This is a genomic window from Antarcticibacterium arcticum (assembly GCF_007993795.1).
GTDB lineage: Bacteria > Bacteroidota > Bacteroidia > Flavobacteriales > Flavobacteriaceae > Gillisia > Gillisia arctica.
The window spans coordinates 1956239-1973345 of the sequence record NZ_CP042476.1 but is presented as its reverse complement, the minus strand read 5'-3'; the positions used below and the strand labels follow the sequence as shown (position 1 = coordinate 1973345).

18 protein-coding genes are annotated in these 17107 nt (G+C 40.1%); 9 read left to right on the top strand and 9 right to left on the bottom strand.

Features of this window, described 5'->3' with window-relative positions:
* Positions 1-13: 13 nt before the first annotated feature.
* Positions 14-148, bottom strand: coding sequence for a hypothetical protein (locus FK178_RS15765; protein WP_262711690.1), 135 nt, complete (start codon positions 146-148; stop codon positions 14-16).
* 111 nt (positions 149-259) lie between these two features.
* Positions 260-673 carry an ATP-binding cassette domain-containing protein gene (locus tag FK178_RS15650; RefSeq protein WP_240793806.1) on the bottom strand — a complete coding sequence of 138 codons (414 nt, stop codon included), beginning with the start codon at positions 671-673 and terminating at the stop codon, positions 260-262.
* 517 nt (positions 674-1190) lie between these two features.
* Here FK178_RS15650 and prfA point away from each other — a divergent pair.
* The 3 genes from prfA to FK178_RS08930 all read left to right on the top strand — a co-directional run bounded on the left by prfA (position 1191) and on the right by FK178_RS08930 (position 3971).
* Positions 1191-2267: a peptide chain release factor 1 gene (prfA, locus tag FK178_RS08940; protein ID WP_146833754.1), complete on the top strand. Its 1077-nt coding sequence runs from the start codon at positions 1191-1193 to the stop codon at positions 2265-2267.
* A gap of 80 nt (positions 2268-2347) precedes the next feature.
* Positions 2348-3166, top strand: coding sequence for an orotidine-5'-phosphate decarboxylase (pyrF, locus tag FK178_RS08935; protein WP_146833751.1), 819 nt, complete (start codon positions 2348-2350; stop codon positions 3164-3166).
* 10 nt (positions 3167-3176) lie between these two features.
* A complete protein-coding gene (locus FK178_RS08930; RefSeq protein WP_146833748.1) occupies positions 3177-3971 on the top strand; it encodes an ABC transporter substrate-binding protein in 795 nt (264 codons plus the stop codon).
* Here FK178_RS08930 and FK178_RS08925 read toward each other — a convergent pair.
* The gene (locus tag FK178_RS08925) at positions 3944-4129 is read right to left on the bottom strand and encodes a Lacal_2735 family protein (RefSeq protein ID WP_146833745.1); all 186 of its coding nucleotides are present in this window, start codon (positions 4127-4129) and stop codon (positions 3944-3946) included. The two genes, FK178_RS08930 and FK178_RS08925, sit on opposite strands and share 28 nt — an antisense overlap.
* A 108-nt stretch (positions 4130-4237) precedes the next feature.
* Positions 4238-4942, bottom strand: coding sequence for a DUF4197 domain-containing protein (locus FK178_RS08920; RefSeq protein ID WP_146833742.1), 705 nt, complete (start codon positions 4940-4942; stop codon positions 4238-4240).
* Between the two features lie 323 nt (positions 4943-5265).
* Here FK178_RS08920 and FK178_RS08915 point away from each other — a divergent pair, with 323 nt between their 5' ends.
* Complete coding sequence (locus FK178_RS08915; RefSeq protein ID WP_146833740.1) at positions 5266-8694, top strand: methylmalonyl-CoA mutase family protein; 3429 nt, start codon at positions 5266-5268, stop codon at positions 8692-8694.
* 141 nt (positions 8695-8835) lie between these two features.
* Complete coding sequence (locus FK178_RS08910; protein WP_146833737.1) at positions 8836-9462, top strand: MarC family protein; 627 nt, start codon at positions 8836-8838, stop codon at positions 9460-9462.
* Here FK178_RS08910 and FK178_RS08905 read toward each other — a convergent pair.
* Positions 9459-9866, bottom strand: a complete 408-nt coding sequence (locus FK178_RS08905; protein ID WP_146833735.1) for a hypothetical protein — start codon at positions 9864-9866, stop codon at positions 9459-9461. The genes FK178_RS08910 and FK178_RS08905 overlap by 4 nt on opposite strands.
* 134 nt (positions 9867-10000) lie before the next feature.
* Here FK178_RS08905 and FK178_RS08900 point away from each other — a divergent pair, with 134 nt between their 5' ends.
* Complete coding sequence (locus FK178_RS08900) at positions 10001-10444, top strand: Lrp/AsnC family transcriptional regulator (RefSeq protein WP_146833732.1); 444 nt, start codon at positions 10001-10003, stop codon at positions 10442-10444.
* Between the two features lie 301 nt (positions 10445-10745).
* Positions 10746-11279 carry a sigma-70 family RNA polymerase sigma factor gene (locus FK178_RS08895; RefSeq protein ID WP_146833729.1) on the top strand — a complete coding sequence of 178 codons (534 nt, stop codon included), beginning with the start codon at positions 10746-10748 and terminating at the stop codon, positions 11277-11279.
* Positions 11280-11281: 2 nt separating this feature from the next.
* Here FK178_RS08895 and FK178_RS08890 read toward each other — a convergent pair whose 3' ends face one another.
* On the bottom strand, positions 11282-12211 hold the full coding sequence (locus FK178_RS08890) for a class I SAM-dependent methyltransferase (protein WP_240793805.1): 930 nt from the start codon (positions 12209-12211) through the stop codon (positions 11282-11284).
* A complete protein-coding gene (locus FK178_RS08885; RefSeq protein ID WP_146833726.1) occupies positions 12168-13439 on the bottom strand; it encodes a DEAD/DEAH box helicase in 1272 nt (423 codons plus the stop codon). The genes FK178_RS08890 and FK178_RS08885 overlap by 44 nt, the downstream gene beginning before the upstream one ends.
* Before the next feature lie 296 nt (positions 13440-13735).
* Between FK178_RS08885 and FK178_RS08880 the strand changes: the two genes are divergently transcribed.
* Together FK178_RS08880 and FK178_RS08875 are read left to right on the top strand one after the other, a co-directional pair.
* On the top strand, positions 13736-13933 hold the full coding sequence (locus tag FK178_RS08880) for a DUF1328 domain-containing protein (protein ID WP_146833723.1): 198 nt from the start codon (positions 13736-13738) through the stop codon (positions 13931-13933).
* Positions 13934-14036: 103 nt separating this feature from the next.
* Complete coding sequence (locus tag FK178_RS08875) at positions 14037-15440, top strand: hypothetical protein (RefSeq protein WP_240793804.1); 1404 nt, start codon at positions 14037-14039, stop codon at positions 15438-15440.
* Here FK178_RS08875 and FK178_RS08870 read toward each other — a convergent pair.
* Together FK178_RS08870 and crcB are read right to left on the bottom strand one after the other, a co-directional pair.
* Positions 15421-16653, bottom strand: coding sequence for an MDR family MFS transporter (locus FK178_RS08870; protein ID WP_394345091.1), 1233 nt, complete (start codon positions 16651-16653; stop codon positions 15421-15423). The two genes, FK178_RS08875 and FK178_RS08870, sit on opposite strands and share 20 nt — an antisense overlap.
* 81 nt (positions 16654-16734) lie before the next feature.
* Positions 16735-17106 (bottom strand): fluoride efflux transporter CrcB, encoded by a 372-nt coding sequence (gene crcB, locus FK178_RS08865; RefSeq protein ID WP_146833714.1) that lies wholly within the window; start codon positions 17104-17106, stop codon positions 16735-16737.
* Between the last annotated feature and the right edge of the window lies 1 nt (position 17107).

The following is a 17107-nucleotide window of genomic DNA, read 5'->3' as shown; positions in this document are numbered from 1 at the left end:
TTATCCTCTATACTTAAAGGGTTCCTGATGCAAGGTATCTAAGATTTTCCAGTTCAGCCGGATCTTTTATAAGCTGCGTGCAGCCATTGGTAAGGAAATAAAGTTCATCTGCCACCTCGATAATGTGATGGTATAAATGATCTGTCATAATAATTGCTTTGGTCTTTGCTTCCCTTTTAAGAAGTTCAGAGAACTTTTCAATATAAACAGGGGCAAGATGGGTAAAAGGTTCATCAAGAAGTATTATTTGAGCTTTGCTTTAAAGAATAAGGTATGCCTCTATTAACCGTCTCTCCCCTCCGGATACTTCTTTAACCGTAGAATTTTTAAAGGAGGAAAAATTCTCAAATTCTCCCGTAAATTCCTCCCAGGAAACCCCATAGAGTTTAAAAACACGTCTTATTTTTAAATGGGTAGGTATAAAAGCATCCTGAGGAAGGTATTTTACAAAGCCATAGGTGTATAGCGGTTTGAGGTAGGGCTTGCCGTCTATGCGTAAAAGACGGTGTTGGGGTTGAAGGCTTCCAAAGAAAATATTGAGCAAACTGCTTTTGCCGCAACCATTGGGACCCAGAATACCTGTGATTTTTCCTGTTTCAGCTTTTAAATATATTCCGTTTAAAAGCAGCCCATTGGAAATCCTAAGTTCTACATTGTCAATTTCAATTAACATAGTCAAAGAGTAAATAGGTTACTGCTAACAGAAAAATATCCATAATAAAACTCAGCCCAAAAAGCAGGCCCGTGCCAATAGATAGATTTTGATAAAAAATAAGCTTACTTTTTTGTTTTGTATAGAGATATACAAAGAGCAATAGCGCGAAAAACAAAACCTTCACGGCAAAACTTACAGCAAAGGACAAATTCAGGAAAATGAGTAAAAAATTAAATAATATAGATGGCAGGAGAAATTTCCTGTAAAAATAAAATACCGGTGTGATCCTGGTGAGCATATTAAACGGTCCTTCTCAAAGCTACATTATAATTCTTTAAAAAGATTTATTCCTATTAAAATTTTATGCCCATAAAAATTTATTTAGGCTCTCAGTTTATATTTTTTTAAATAAGCTAAGGTCATAGAATCACAGGGGTAATTTTTTAAATCCCATCACATGGAATGCCCGCTTCCTGAATTATTTCAAATCCCGTTAATTATTGTAAATTTGTCCTGAAAAATCATCTTAAAATTTATGATTGAGAAGCTGAATATAGTGAAGCAACGCTTTGATGAGGTTAATGATCTTATCATCCAGCCGGAGGTAATTTCAGACCAAAAGCGGTATATTGAATTGAACAAAGAATATAAGGACCTTAAGGCGCTTATGGATGTACGGGAAACCTACATTCAACTTACAGATAATATTACCGAAGCCCAGGAGATGCTCGCAGACGGAAGTGATCCTGAAATGACAGAGATGGCAAAAATGCAATTGGAAGAATCCAAAGATTCACTTGCTTCCCTGGAGGATAAGATCAGGATGATGCTTGTGCCTAAAGATCCTGAAGATGCGAAAAATGTTGTAATGGAAATTCGCGCCGGGACCGGTGGGGATGAAGCGAGTATTTTTGCAGGAGATCTTTATAAAATGTACACCAAATATTGCGAAAGCAAAGGCTGGAAAACCAATATTGTAGATTATAATGAGGGCACCAGTGGGGGATTCAAGGAAATGATCTTTGAGATCACGGGCGAAGATGTATATGGCACCCTTAAATTTGAAGCAGGGGTTCACCGTGTACAGCGTGTACCTCAAACCGAAACCCAGGGCAGGGTACACACATCGGCAGCCACTGTAATGGTTTTGCCGGAGGCAGAAGAGTTTGAAGTAGAGATCAACCCCAAAGATGTGAGAATAGATTATTTCTGTTCTTCAGGACCGGGAGGGCAAAGTGTTAACACAACCTATTCGGCTGTACGTTTAACGCATATTCCTACGGGATTGGTTGCCCAGTGCCAGGACCAGAAATCACAACATAAAAATAAGGAAAAGGCCTTTAGGGTTCTTCGCTCCAGGTTATATGAACAGGAGCTTGCCAAACAAATGGAACTTGATTCTGCCAAGCGTAATTCCATGGTTTCCAGTGGTGACCGTAGTGCAAAGATTAGAACCTATAATTATTCCCAGGGCAGGGTAACAGATCACAGGATCAATCTTACCCTTTATGATCTTTCCAATATCATTAACGGGGATATTCAAAAGATAATCGACGAGCTTTCCCTGGTGGAAAATACCAGGAAACTCAGGGAGAACAGCGATGTTTTCTAGTTAAGAACTTAAAATTCCCGCAGGTTTTGCGGGAATTTTTTTTATATATTATCTTTCCTCCATTATTAAAAAACCCACTTATGACCACGCAGGACCTTATTGCCCAAATACGAAAGAAAAAATCTTTTTTATGTATAGGGCTGGATCCCGATCTTGAGAAGATCCCCACCTATTTACTTTCTGAAGATGATCCTATTTTCAGTTTTAATAAGGCAATTATTGATGCCACCCATCAATTTGCGGTAGCTTATAAACCCAACACTGCATTTTATGAAGCCTGCGGTAGAAAAGGCTGGAAAGCCCTTTCCAGGACCATAGATTATTTAAACAGTAATTATCCGGAAATTTTTACCATTGCCGATGCCAAACGCGGTGATATAGGCAATACTTCCTCTATGTATGCAAAAGCATTTCTCCATGAAATGGGATTTGATTCCATTACCGTGGCACCGTATATGGGGAAAGATTCGGTGGAGCCATTTCTTCAGTTTAGAGATAAACATGCAATTTTACTGGCACTTACCTCAAATGAAGGCGCATTTGATTTTCAAACTTTGGAGACGGGCGGCACCCAACTCTACAAAAAGGTGCTGGAAGTGTCGCGTACATGGGAAAATGCTGAAAGACTTATGTATGTGGTAGGTGCTACAAAAGCAGAATTTCTTGCTGAGATAAGAAAGATCATTCCTGAAAGCTTTTTACTCGTGCCTGGGGTAGGAGCTCAGGGTGGAAGCCTGGAAGAAGTATGTAAATATGGAATGACCAAAGATATTGGATTGTTGGTGAACTCCTCCAGAGGGATTATTTATGCCTCTGAAACTTCCAATTTTGCCGAGATCGCTGCCGCAAAAGCTGAAGTCCTGCAGCGGGAAATGGCAGTGCAAATAGCCAATATTTAGGTTTTGTTTTATGATCATACACGATCAACTGCATCGGGAGATTAAAATTTTAAAACCTTTGCGGCGTATTGTTTCTCTGGTTCCAAGCCAGACCGAACTTTTAGTGGATCTCGGGCTGGAAGAGAATCTCGTGGGGATCACAAAATTTTGTGTGCATCCAATTCATTTGCGAAAAACCATATCCGTAGTTGGAGGTACCAAAAAAGTAAAAATTGATAAAATAAAAGCTCTTAAACCTGATATCATTTTATGTAATAAGGAAGAAAATACCCAGGAAATGGTGCGGGAGTTGGAGAATGTAGCACCGGTTCATGTTTCTGATATCATAGAAATAAGTGATGCGCTGGAACTTATAGAAATGTATGGGGACCTCTTTAATAAAAAGCAGGAGGCTCAGGTTTTGGTGAAAGGAATAGAAAGTAAGTTAATGATTTTTACGGCGCTGCCTAAAAGGAAATTACGGGTCGCTTATTTCATATGGCGGGATCCCTGGATGGTTGCAGGAAAAAATACGTTTATCAATACGTTACTGGAGCTAAATAACTGGGAAAACATTTTTGCAGAACGAGATGAGCGCTATCCAGTGATAGAGCCTGAGGAACTCACCAGTGCCAATGTAGATCTCATCCTGCTTTCTTCTGAACCATTTCCTTTCAGTGAAATTCATAAAAAGGAAATACAGCATTTTTGCAAATGCAGGATTACGTTTGCAAATGGGGAATATTTCAGCTGGTATGGTTCCAGATTGTTACAGGCAATAGATTATTTCGGGCATTTTCAGAAACAATTATCCAGTTCCTTATAATGCATCCTCTTCAATTGTTTAAGTATTCTTTGTGCCCTTGCATTTAATTTATCGCTTTTTTCTTTATCCACAGGTGCTATACTAAAAGCACGATACATTAACTGAGTATATTTGTGGCTTAAGCGATCCTCTTCACTTCTAAATAAGAATCCAAACATCACATTATATTTTGATACAAAAATACCCCCTCTTAAGTCTTGGAAATATTAAGGGGAGGTTAAAAATTGGACATAAACCCACTGAATATCAGAAGTTAGTGTTAAAAATTAGTCTTGCAGGGAGAATACCCGCTGTAATAATCCCGTAGTTCGGGCTGCCAGGTTGTTCCTTATTTCCTTCTCTTCAATAGCGATCATAGTGAAAACACCCTTTAAAGCTTCATTGGTAACATAATCGGCAAGGTCCGGGTTTACCTTTGAAGTGAGTGGAAGGGCATTGTAACGGTTTATAATGTTGGTCCACACCTCTGTAGCACCCACTTTGTCCAGGGAATTCTGAATTACAGGGTTAAACTTTCCGTATAATGGGGTGGTGGTTTTTTGCGTGAGATAGGTGGTAGCAGCAACATCATTTCCCAGTAAAATATTCCTGGCATCAGTAAAAGTGATCTCTTTAACGGCTGTAACAAAAATTGGGGTAGCTTCTTTTACGGCATCTTCTGCAGCGCGGTTAAGTACTTTAAGTCCTTCATCGGCCAGGGAGCTAAGGCCAACATCTCTAAGGGTTTTATCAACCTTCTGAAGTTCTGCAGGCAAGCCAATACGCACTAAATCATTCCGGAAAAAACCATCTTCTTTGGTTAGTTTTGTTACCTGCTTGTCAATTCCAAAATTCAGGGCCTGGCGTAAACCCAATCCAATTTCGACATTGGAAACCCCATAGCCGCCATTTGGCATTTGGCCTGCAATATCCTGTAGTTCGGCACAACCTGAAAATATGGGTATCAATAATAAGAGTAGTAATTTTTTCATAGGGAATTTTTTTAAGGTTATTTGAGAATTTCAAATGGCAGATGTTTTTACATCTTTTAAAATACCATCAATACTGCTGAAGCTAATTTCATGCCAGAAAAAATATAAAGATAGCTGAAATGGGTTAAAAGCACACTTCCTGAAAATTTAAAGAAAGTAAATAACCGGAAAATATAAGGGTTTTACCTGAAATTTTTGGTTTAAACCAAGCTACCCCGGTTCAGGTTAGTTCTTGATTTTCTATATTATAAGTTCCGCACATTATAGCAGGGGTTTTTGAGAATTTCGTAAATTGCCAATCCAAATTCAGAGATAAAATACCAATGGAAGTACAAGCTCCTTATAAACCCATAAATAAAGTAAGAATAGTTACCGCAGCCTCCCTCTTTGACGGGCATGATGCAGCCATCAATATTATGCGCCGCATCATCCAGTCAACAGGGGTAGAAGTGATACACCTGGGTCATGACCGCAGTGTGGAAGAGGTGGTGAATTGTGCCATACAGGAAGATGCCAATGCCATAGCGATGACCTCTTACCAGGGCGGCCATAATGAGTATTTTAAATATATGTATGACCTGCTACAGGAAAAAGGTGCAGGCCACATCAAGATCTTTGGTGGGGGTGGAGGGGTGATCCTTCCCGAGGAAATAAAGGAACTTATGGATTACGGCATAACCCGTATCTATGCGCCAGATGATGGACGGGAAATGGGCTTGCAGGGTATGATCAATGACCTGGTGAAAACAGCCGATACTCCCACTCCTCCTTTAAAAAATGAAAACCAGGTCGAAAAACTTGTTGAGAATAAGGATGTAAACACAATTGCCCGTTTAATCTCCCTGGCAGAGAACAGACCGGAAGATTTTCATAAGGTTTTCACTTTTGGACCCAACGGCGAATCTAAAGTTCCGGTTTTGGGGATCACAGGTACGGGTGGTGCAGGAAAATCTTCCCTGGTAGATGAGCTGGTAAGAAGATTTCTTGTTGATTTTCCAAATAAGACAATTGGGATAATTTCTGTTGACCCTTCCAAAAGAAAAACAGGCGGAGCACTGTTAGGTGACAGGATACGTATGAATGCGATCAATGATTCCCGCGTCTACATGCGTTCCCTCGCTACAAGGCAATCGAATCTTGCCTTATCAAAGTATGTATCTGAAGCTGTTGAAGTACTGAAGGCCGCGAAATACGACCTTATTATTCTTGAAACTTCGGGAATAGGCCAGAGTGATACCGAGATCATAGAACATTCAGATGCTTCTTTATATGTAATGACTCCCGAATTTGGGGCGGCAACTCAACTTGAAAAAATAGATATGCTTGATTTCGCCGATGTTGTGGCGATCAATAAGTTTGATAAACGCGGGGCGCTTGACGCCTTGCGCGATGTGAAAAAGCAGTTTCAGCGTAACCACGGCCTGTGGCATTCAGATCCTGAAAGTCTTCCGGTGTATGGCACTATTGCCTCCCAGTTCAACGATCCTGGAATGAATACACTTTATCGTCAATTGATCAATAAGATAGACGAGAAAACAGATTCGGCTTTAAATTCAACATTCGAGGCACTGGAAGATAAAAGTGAAAAGATCTTTATTATCCCGCCAAGTCGCACGCGTTACCTTTCAGAAATTTCTGAAAATAACAGGAGCTATGATCAAAAAGCCAATTCCCAGGTGGAGGTGGCGCAAAAGCTCTACGGAATTTATAAAACCATGGAGTCACTCACAGGCAATGCTCCAGAGCTTACCAAAACCGGTCTCAATGAAGACGTTTTAAGCAATCTAAAAGATGAAGATGCTACCTTCGGAAAGTTGTTACTGGACCAGTTTGATAAAGTTAAAATGGACCTTGATGCCTACAACTGGGAAGTAATTACCGGTTGGGAGGAGAAAGTAAACAAATACAAAGAGCCTGTTTATTCTTTTATGGTTCGGGACAAAGAAATAAATATTGAGACCCATACAGAGTCCCTTTCCCATACGCAGGTTCCAAAAATAGCACTTCCCAAATACCAGGCCTGGGGTGATATCCTTCGCTGGTGCCTTCAGGAAAATGTTCCCGGAGAATTTCCTTTTACGGCAGGACTCTACCCATTTAAAAGAGCAGGTGAAGATCCTACCCGAATGTTTGCAGGGGAAGGCGGGCCGGAGCGTACAAACAGAAGATTTCATTATGTAAGTATGGGACTGCCGGCAAAAAGGCTTTCAACCGCATTTGATTCGGTAACCCTGTACGGGAATGATCCGGATCACCGACCTGATATATATGGAAAAATTGGAAATGCGGGAGTTTCCATTTGTTGCCTGGATGATGCGAAGAAACTTTATTCAGGTTTTGACCTTGCTCATGCGTTAACTTCGGTGAGTATGACCATTAACGGGCCGGCCCCTATGTTGCTTGGTTTCTTCATGAATGCGGCCATAGACCAGCAGTGTGAAAAATATATTCACGAGCATGGCCTTGAAAAAGAAGTTGAAGAGAAGATAAATAAGATCTTTAAAGATAAAAATGCTGAACGTCCTACATATCAGGGGAAACTTCCCGAAGGTAATAATGGCCTTGGACTTATGTTGCTGGGTGTTACCGGAGATCAGGTGCTCCCTGCAGATGTTTATGAAAAAATTAAAACTCATACCCTGAAAGTGGTGAGAGGTACCGTGCAGGCAGATATCCTTAAAGAGGACCAGGCACAAAATACCTGTATCTTTTCTACAGAATTTGCCTTGAGATTAATGGGAGACGTTCAGGAATATTTCATTGAAAAGCAGGTTCGTAATTTTTATTCGGTTTCAATTTCCGGATATCATATTGCCGAAGCAGGTGCCAATCCTGTAACCCAGCTGGCGCTTACCCTTGCAAATGGTTTCACCTATGTGGAATACTATTTAAGCCGTGGAATGAATATCAACGATTTTGGGCCAAACCTGTCGTTCTTCTTTTCAAACGGGATAGATCCTGAATATGCGGTAATAGGAAGGGTTGCAAGAAAGATCTGGTCTAAGGCTTTGAAATATAATTATGGGGCCAATGAAAGGGCTCAAATGTTGAAATACCATATCCAAACTTCCGGAAGGTCATTACACGCCCAGGAAATAGATTTTAATGACATAAGAACAACCCTGCAGGCCTTGTATGCGATTTATGACAATTGTAACTCGCTGCATACCAATGCATATGATGAGGCAATTACCACTCCAACAGAAGCTTCTGTAAGAAGGGCAATGGCCATCCAGTTGATCATAAACAAAGAACTGGGCCTTACCAAAAATGAAAACCCTATTCAGGGTGCATTTATTATTGAAGAGCTAACAGATCTTGTTGAAGAGGCGGTGCTTCTGGAATTTGACAGGATCACTGAAAGAGGAGGAGTGCTTGGGGCAATGGAAACTATGTACCAACGCAGCAAGATTCAGGAAGAAAGTCTTTATTATGAAACCTTGAAACACAACGGGGATTTCCCCATTATTGGGGTAAATACTTTTTTAAGTTCCACAGGTTCTCCTACGGTAACACCTGGAGAAGTGATACGGGCCACAGAAGAAGAAAAACAATACCAGATCACAACACTGCACAATCTTCATAAAGCAAAAGAAGACAAGGCTGAAGCTGCGTTGGAGGAGATAAGGAAAGCGGCAATCAAAAATGAGAATTTGTTTGAGGTACTTATGGAAGCTACCAAAGTTTGCTCGCTGGGACAAATTACCAGTGCCATGTTCGAGGTTGGTGGACAGTATAGAAGAAATATGTAAACCGGATTTTTCAGGAAGTTTTTTTGCTGAAAAATCCTGTGTTTCCAGGCTAAACTTTCCGGGAGTTCCAAAATTTGATTGAATAATCGGGCAAATTTAAATTTAAACTTTAACTTCGCAGATTAATTCAAGATCATTTCAATGGAAAATCTGTGGGTGTTTGCCATAGGTGTTTTTACCGCGTTTTTTGCGATCAACAGTCCGCCGGGGAATATTCCAATTTTCCTGAGCCTGACCAAGGCTGCCGATGGTAAAACCAAGAAAAAGATCTCCCGTAAAGCTACTTTCACCGCCTTTATAATCGTTACCGGCTTTATCATCCTGGGGAAATACATTTTTGATCTTTTTGGTATTACGATTCCGGCCTTTAAGATCACCGGTGGGATACTAATTTTCTTTGTTGGTTTTGAAATGATACGTGCCCAGGAATCCAGTATAGATAACCAATCTGAGATCAATTTTAATGAAGGGATCTCCATTTCACCGCTGGCGATTCCTATTCTAGCCGGGCCCGGTACCATTGTAACTGCAATGAACTATGTTACCAATGCCAGTTATATTCAACTTGGGATTATTATTGTAATGTTTGCTCTTATTATGTACCTCAATCACCTGGCATTTATTTCCAGTGAGTATCTTGTACGCTACATAGGAAAGAACAAGATCATCGTGATTGAAAAGATCATGGGATTGATCATAGCAATTATTGGAACCAGCATGTTCATTGAAGGAGTAAGGCTGGCATTTTTAATGCCATTGGAACTTTAGTTACTGTTATGGTTTAACTGCAGCTTGTTAAGCCAGTCCAGGAATAAACGATCAAAAAGCTGGATCTCGGTTTTTAGCAAACCAATAAATTCCTTTTCTCTCATTCCCGAGTATTCAATTCTTTTACATTTTGCAAGGATCTGCTGGGCAGATCTCCGTATTTTTCTGGCTCTTCTAAGGCGTACAATGCTATTGGAAGCATTCTGTATTGCGGCTAATTCCGGCATCAGGCGTAAGGAATCTGTAACAATTTCTCCGGCAACCTGTTGATTTACGTCGGCCGCATATCCCATTTCCAGAATATGTTTATTATCACTTATAGCACAGGCAATTCCCCTGGAAACGTTGAAGATCTCCAAAGCCTTTCGGTAAATTGCAAGTTGCGTAAAATTAGATGATTCCATAATTAATTCCCGGTAAAGGGGATAAGAATATTAAGTAAATTTACCGGGAATAAAGGAATTTTTGCTTGGGGTTTTAAGGTGAATAACTATATTTACTTTAAAAATTAAAGTAAAATCTATTAATAACTTTAAATATGCCTTTAGATCAAATAAACTGGAAAATACTTCAGGAGCTACAGAAGAATGCCAGAATGTCCTTTTCTGAAATTGGAAGAAAGATTGGGCTCACTTCTCCCGCAGTTGCCGAAAGAGTTAAGAAAATGGAAGATAAGGGAATTATTAAAGGTTATAATGTACAGGTTTCCTATAATAAAACCGGCCACCAGCTAAAAGCTATCATCACTCTAAAGGTATTTATGGGCAGATTAAAACCTTTTCTTGAAAAGGTGAAAGAATTTCGGGAAGTGATCAACTGTTACCGGATTACAGGAAATGAAAATATAATTCTCGAGGTAATTCTCTACGATCAGGCGCATTTGGAGGGCTTTATAGATAAATTGATCACCTATGGAGAAACCAGAACCCATATTGTACTTTCCAACGTGGTAGAACAAGCTCCCGTAAAACCGCGGGTTTAAAATGGCAAACTTTCTTTCCTATTCGCTGTAGCATTCTAACACTGTTGTCATGGATTTTTCTTTTCCGGAAAATTTAATGTCGTATTCTGCGTCTTTTATCTGTTTCCTCCGTCTTATATATAGATACTAATTAAATTTTGACAAAATGGAAAATTATAAAGATTGTACCTGTAATTGTACTGCCTGCGGGGAAGGACAATGTAAAGACTGTAATTGTTCCTCTTGCGACTGCAAGGGATGTAACTGTTAATTAATAAGCCTTCAGCCTATCCGGTTGAAGGCTTTTTGTATTTTTATATCTATGGAAACCAGTGAAATTTGGAATAAATATTCAGAAGAACTGCGGGGTTATCTGTTAAAGAAGACCGGGGATATTGTGTTGGCTGAAGATATGCTGCACGAAACTTTTATTAAGGTGCATTTGAATATTTCTCAATTACGATCTGAAGAGCAACTCAAATATTGGGTATACAGGATTGCCGATAATACACTTACCGATCATTTCCGCAGAAAACCCTTATCCGAAACTGTGCCCGCTTCCGAAGAAAATGAAGAAACACCTACTCATACCGCCGGGGATTGCCTGCTGCCGCTTATTAAAAAATTACCAAAAAAATACCGGGAAGCTGTACTTCTTAGCGATATACAGGGCTTAAAACAAAATAAGGTAGCCGAAATTCTTGGAATGTCACTATCAGGCGCAAAATCCCGTATTCAACGAGGCCGGAAATTAATCCAACAGGGGTTTGTGAATTGCTGTGACTACACAATTAATGAGCAGGGTTTCCTGGTAGGGGATGACAAGACCGAAGATGAATGTAAGGTTTGTTCCTGAGATTATTTGGTGCAGCTCACCAAATACATTAAAGAACCACCTGCTGCATGATATTGCTCCCTTTGTAGTGCGCCCATCACATGTTCATCATTACGGGCATATTTTTCCTGATATTCAAAATAAAATGGCATAAACTCTTCCCCCGCAGCACTAAAAAAATCTATATCTTTTTGAGTGTTGGATTTCCAGGAACTGCCTTTCATCCATTGTTTTAGAGTGGCCAGTTGCTCCTCATTGTCATATGGAGGATACATAGCAATTGCTTTGTCTGACAGCCGAACTTCTATATCCCGCAGGCCTTCTTCTGCAAACATGCCGGGAAGCAGGTCTCCCAGGGAATTATCTCCCCGGCCCATCTTTCTCTTCCCTTTTTCAATAATAAGTCGGTATTTGATATGATCCAGGGTTTCCTCAATTGAATCGTTTTTTGTGAGAGAGGTTTTAATAAGGCTTTGTACTATATTATTTGGCTCAACACACAGGAGCGTTCCACCTGGTTTCAGGACCCTTTTCATCTCCTGTATGGCTTTGGCAGGATAAGGTACGTGAATAAGTACGGTCTGGCAGGTTACCAGGTCAAAACTGTCATTAGGAAAGGGGAGTTCCTGGGCATCACCCTCGAGCAGAGAAAAAGTTTTCCCTGTACTTACAAGAAAATGCTCCAATTCAATATTTTCGGTATACCAGCGCGGATCACTGTCTACAGCAGTGATCTGGGTTCCCGGTTTTAAATAAGGCGCCAGCGTCCTGGTCCAATGGCCGTTTCCGCAGCCAACGTCCAGCATATTGGAATGCCTTCCCAGATCCAACCGTTTTGCGGTCATATCCAGGAAAGCTTTATTCCACCAAAAATCCCGGTAATCGCCGAAATAATTTTCTGAATGTCCCTTATTTATTTCCCTGTCTTCCAAAACGGTTTCTGTTTGCGGCAAGTCCCTGTCCGGTCTTTTTGGGTGCCGATTTAGAATTGGCATTTCTTGAAGGCCTTCTTTGTTGAGGTTTTTTCTCAGGAACTTCAAAAAATTCCATAGGGTAATCATGGTTATTAACCACCGGAATGTTCAATCCTATTAATTTTTGAATATCCCTTATATACGCCTTCTCTTCATAATCTGAAAAAGAAATAGCTTTACCACTTGCTCCTGCACGTCCTGTCCTTCCAATACGGTGAACATAGGTTTCTGCAATGTTCGGGATCTCGTAATTGATCACGAGCGCAAGCTCATCTATATCTATTCCCCGGGCAGCAATATCTGTAGCAACCAGTACACGGGTTGTTTTATTTTTAAAATTCGTCAAAGCTTTTTGTCTGGCATTCTGGGTTTTGTTTCCGTGAATAGCTTCAGATTTTATTCCGGCCTTGATCATATCCTTTACAACCTTATTTGCCCCGTGCTTGGTCCTTGTAAAGACCAAAACCCTGTCAGCATCAGATTTTTCCAGAAGATCTACCAGTAAATTCTTTTTATTGTTCTTGTCTATAAAGTAAACTTCCTGTTGTATCAATTCAGCAGTAGAAGAAACAGGAGTTACTTCCACCTTCAGCGGATTGGTCAAAATACTATTGGCAAGGTCCAGGATGGCATCTGGCATGGTTGCTGAAAAGAAAAGGGTTTGTCTTTTTACCGGTATTTTTTTGATCACTTTCTTTACATCGTGAACAAATCCCATATCCAGCATCCTGTCTGCCTCATCCAGGGTAAAGATCTCTATCTGCGAAAGGGAAATATAACCCTGATCCACAAGATCCAGTAATCTTCCCGGGGTTGCTACAAGGATGTCCACTCCGTTACGCAGGGCTTGTACCTGAGAGTGTTGTGGTACCCCACCAAATATTACCAAATGTTTCAGGGGGCTATAGGCACCATACTCGGCAATACTCTCACCAATTTGTATGGCCAGCTCCCGGGTAGGAGTAAGGATCAAACTTTTTATAGGGGCTTTCCCACCTCTACCGTTTATGTTTAAGCTAAGTAATTGAATTGTAGGGATTGAAAATGCCGCAGTTTTTCCGGTTCCCGTTTGTGCGCATCCCAATATATCCCTTCCCTTTAATATCGCGGGAATAGATTGTTGTTGTATAGGGGTGGGAGTTGTATATCCTGCTTTTTGAACCGCCTTTTGCAAGGGTTCAGTTAATTCTAAGTCGTTAAATGTCATGTATAAGTTATATCTGCTGCCCAAAAAGTTCATTATCGCGGGCAGTCTATGTGTAAATTGTTGCCTTTTGGAGAAGATAGCAACCGGGCGCGAAGATAGTGCTTTATTTTTAAATAAGATTCTGGACTCCTTACCTGTTTTTCAGCATTAACGGTTTGTAAGAAAAAATTCAAAATTTTAACAATTTTTCGAGGAAAACTATTTTTATCGTTAAAGATTATTCAATTGTAATAATTTTAATAAATGTGCGACTAGTGTAAAACTATCTTTGAGATATAAATATAAAACTAAACGCCATGAAAAATTATACTATATTATTTTTAGTTCTAACAGCATTAACGGGTTTAATAGGCTTTGCCGGATTAAGCTTTAAAGGAATTGAGTTTGTGAGGATAGGCTTTCTGATCTTTGCCGATATTTTAATAATATCTGTTCTTGCAAAACTCTTCTTTTCAAATGCAGGAAAAATGAAACTTGAACGAATTCGAAAATAAATTGATCTGCCCAACTAAATATATTAAAGACTTCCGCCACAGGGGAGTCTTTTTTATTTGGGGTTAATACGCTAACTTTAATGTACCTAAACAAACCTATATTGTGAAATACATTTATTTAATCCTTATATTTTTTGGTCTTCAGGCAGGTCTTGCACAGGAAATTACCTTGCGAAAAGGAGTGGTAATTGATACCCTTTCAATTAACGACAGTATTGCCGAAACCTATTCCATTTACCTTCCAACAACATTTACCACACAACAACGCTGGCCTGTGATATTTGTTTTTGACCCCAATGGCCGGGGAAACAGGGCTGCACAGTTATTCCGGCAGGCTGCGGAAGCGCAGGGATATATAATTGCAGCTTCCAATGATATTAAGGAGAATGAAACCCTACTTAATAATGTAAAGATCGCTACCAGGTTAATGAACACTGTTTTCAATTATTTCCCTATTGATAATAAGATGGTTTATACCTCAGGATTTGCTGAAGGTGCGAGGGTGGCAAGTGTCATGCCTACCGTTTTCCCGGTTGTACAGGGGGTTTTGGCAATAGGTGATTCCTGGGTGAATGTAGATTACATAAATAAAAATGCGAAATTCTCATTTTTAGGAATGGCGGGATATAAAGACGCTAAATACCATACCGTAATGGAAACCGCCCGGTTCCTCGAAAGTGCAAAATTGCAAAGCAACTTTTATCCATTTGACGGTGGAAAAGAATGGCCCTCTGCCGAAGTTTTAAATAATGCCATAGGTAATTTAACATTAAACGCAATGGCGAAAGGCTTCAGGGCGAAGGACTCCGTGCTAATAGAATCCTTATATACCGAAGAGCTTGAAACTGCCGAAAGTTTAAGAAGAGGAATGCAATTTTTCAAAGCACATGAACTTCTATCGTTAATGGAGCGTAAGTATGCGGTGCATGGGAAAAGTTCACTTATCAAAGAAAAGCTCAAGGACCTTGGAAAAGAAAGGCTTTATAAAAATCAGCGTCGTGATTATTCCAATGCCGCCGCCAGGGAAGCAGACCTTATGGAGCGGTATTACTATTTTCTTAATGAGGATGTCATATCTGCCAATTTTGAAAATCTTGGATGGTGGAGCCAGCAAATTAAAGAGTTAAAGGATCTCCAAGCCTCTAATAATATTGCAGATGCTGAAATGGCTTTTCGTCTGGAGGGTCTGTTGCAGGATCTGGCAAAAAGTTTTTTCCGCGAACTTCAGGAGGCCAAAGCGGCAATTGATCCATTGATTTTCACCGCTATTCTCCAGACTATTTTTGAAAAAGAAAATCCAGAGGGATATAAGAATATTATTTCTTTGAGCTCCCAGGACGGCGATTATTATACAGCTTTATTATATCTGGAAGATTTGTTAAAAACCGGCTATAAGGATATGGACTCACTTTATGAGATCCCGGGTACACTGGATCTTAAAATGAGCCCTGAATATAACAGTCTTATAAAGCAATATCTGGGAAATTCTAAGTATTATAATAATTAACTGCACCAGCCTCTTTCTCTTTCTTTACCAGGAATAGGACATATACCAGCAAAGCGCACGATATTGCACTCAGCACTATCATCACATTCCACGTGAGGTCATAACCAAATTTTCCTATAAGCTGCATCCCGCTGTTATGGCCAAATATATGGCCCATGGAAAAAGCTATACTATATAGAGCCATATAGGAACCCTGTTTCCCTCCTTCAGCTCTTTTAAGGGCAAAACTGTTGGAGAATGGAAAAGCGATCATCTCTCCCAGTGTTAGAAATAACATTGCAACCACAAGAATTCCCACCCATCCTGTAAGATTAATAAGCACAAAGCTAATTCCAATTAAAATGGTTCCGGTAATTACATGAAATAAGGTAGACCGTACCCGCGATTCCAGATATTTAATAAGCGGCATTTCCAGAAGGAATATTAAAAAGCCATTGAGACCCATTAAAATGCCTATTTGAAATTCACTTAAAAAATGAACCCTCGCATAGTATAAGGGCATAGTGGAAAAATACTGAAGAAATACAAATCCAAAAAGTATCATTGCGCCAATAAAAATGAGGTAAGGTTTATCTTTCATCATTAGTTTCGGGTTCAGGGCAATTTCCTTAGGATTTTCCAGTGCCTTTTTAGGATGCAGCATTTTAAGCAATAAGATCCCGGCCAACGCACATGTAATACCGTCTACCCAAAATAATCCGCTGTAGCCGGCTCCTGAAATTATCAATCCTCCCACGGCAGGGCCGGTAGAAAAACCCAGGTTTATGGCAAGTCTTATTAATGTGATAGATCTGGTACGATTTTCGGGTTTACTATATGCGCTAATGGCTACGAAAACCGCCGGCCTGAAAGCATCGGCAATGGTCATGACCACAAAAATACCGGCGCATATGCCCCAAAAGGAAACCGGGAACTGCAGGAGGACAAAAAATAATCCCGAGAGTAAGAGACTGCCTGCCATGGTTTTGTAATGGCCAATACTGTCCACGAGCTTTCCACCCAACCAGGATCCTGCAACAGATCCCAGGCCAAAAAAGGTAAGGATCCAGCCTACTTCCTCCAGGGTAAAGCCGCGGTTTTTTGTAAGATACAGGGATAAGAATGGAATTACCATAGTACCCGCCCTGTTTATAAATGTAATAAACGCCAGAATCCAAACCTCCCTGCGAAGATCGCTGAAAGAACCTATATATGCTCTAAGTAATTTCCTGATCATTTTTTAAAATAAGCCCAAAATTAGTTTAAAAACCAATTGGTTAAGGAGAGAAATAATTTTAATAAATTATAAATGCATTTAAAAAAGCCGTGCTAAAAACAATCCGCCAAGTACTGCCAGAATGCCCGCAACAAGACTTCCTATAGAATAGAGGGAGAATGTTAAATAATCTCCTGCCCGCAGCAGTGACATGTTTTCAAAGGCGAAAGTAGAGAAGGTGGTGAAACCTCCACAAAAACCTGTGGTAAGAAAAAGCAATATGTTCTGGCTAAAATTTCCCTGTTTAAGGGCATAGCCCATTATTACTCCAAGTAAAAGGCTGCCTGCAATATTCACAGCCATGGTGCTTATAAAAATTGGATAAGAGGTTTGAGACATAGCTCTGTAAGCCAGATACCTCGCCATACTTCCCAAACCGCCTCCCAGGAAGACCAGGAAAAATGTTTTCATG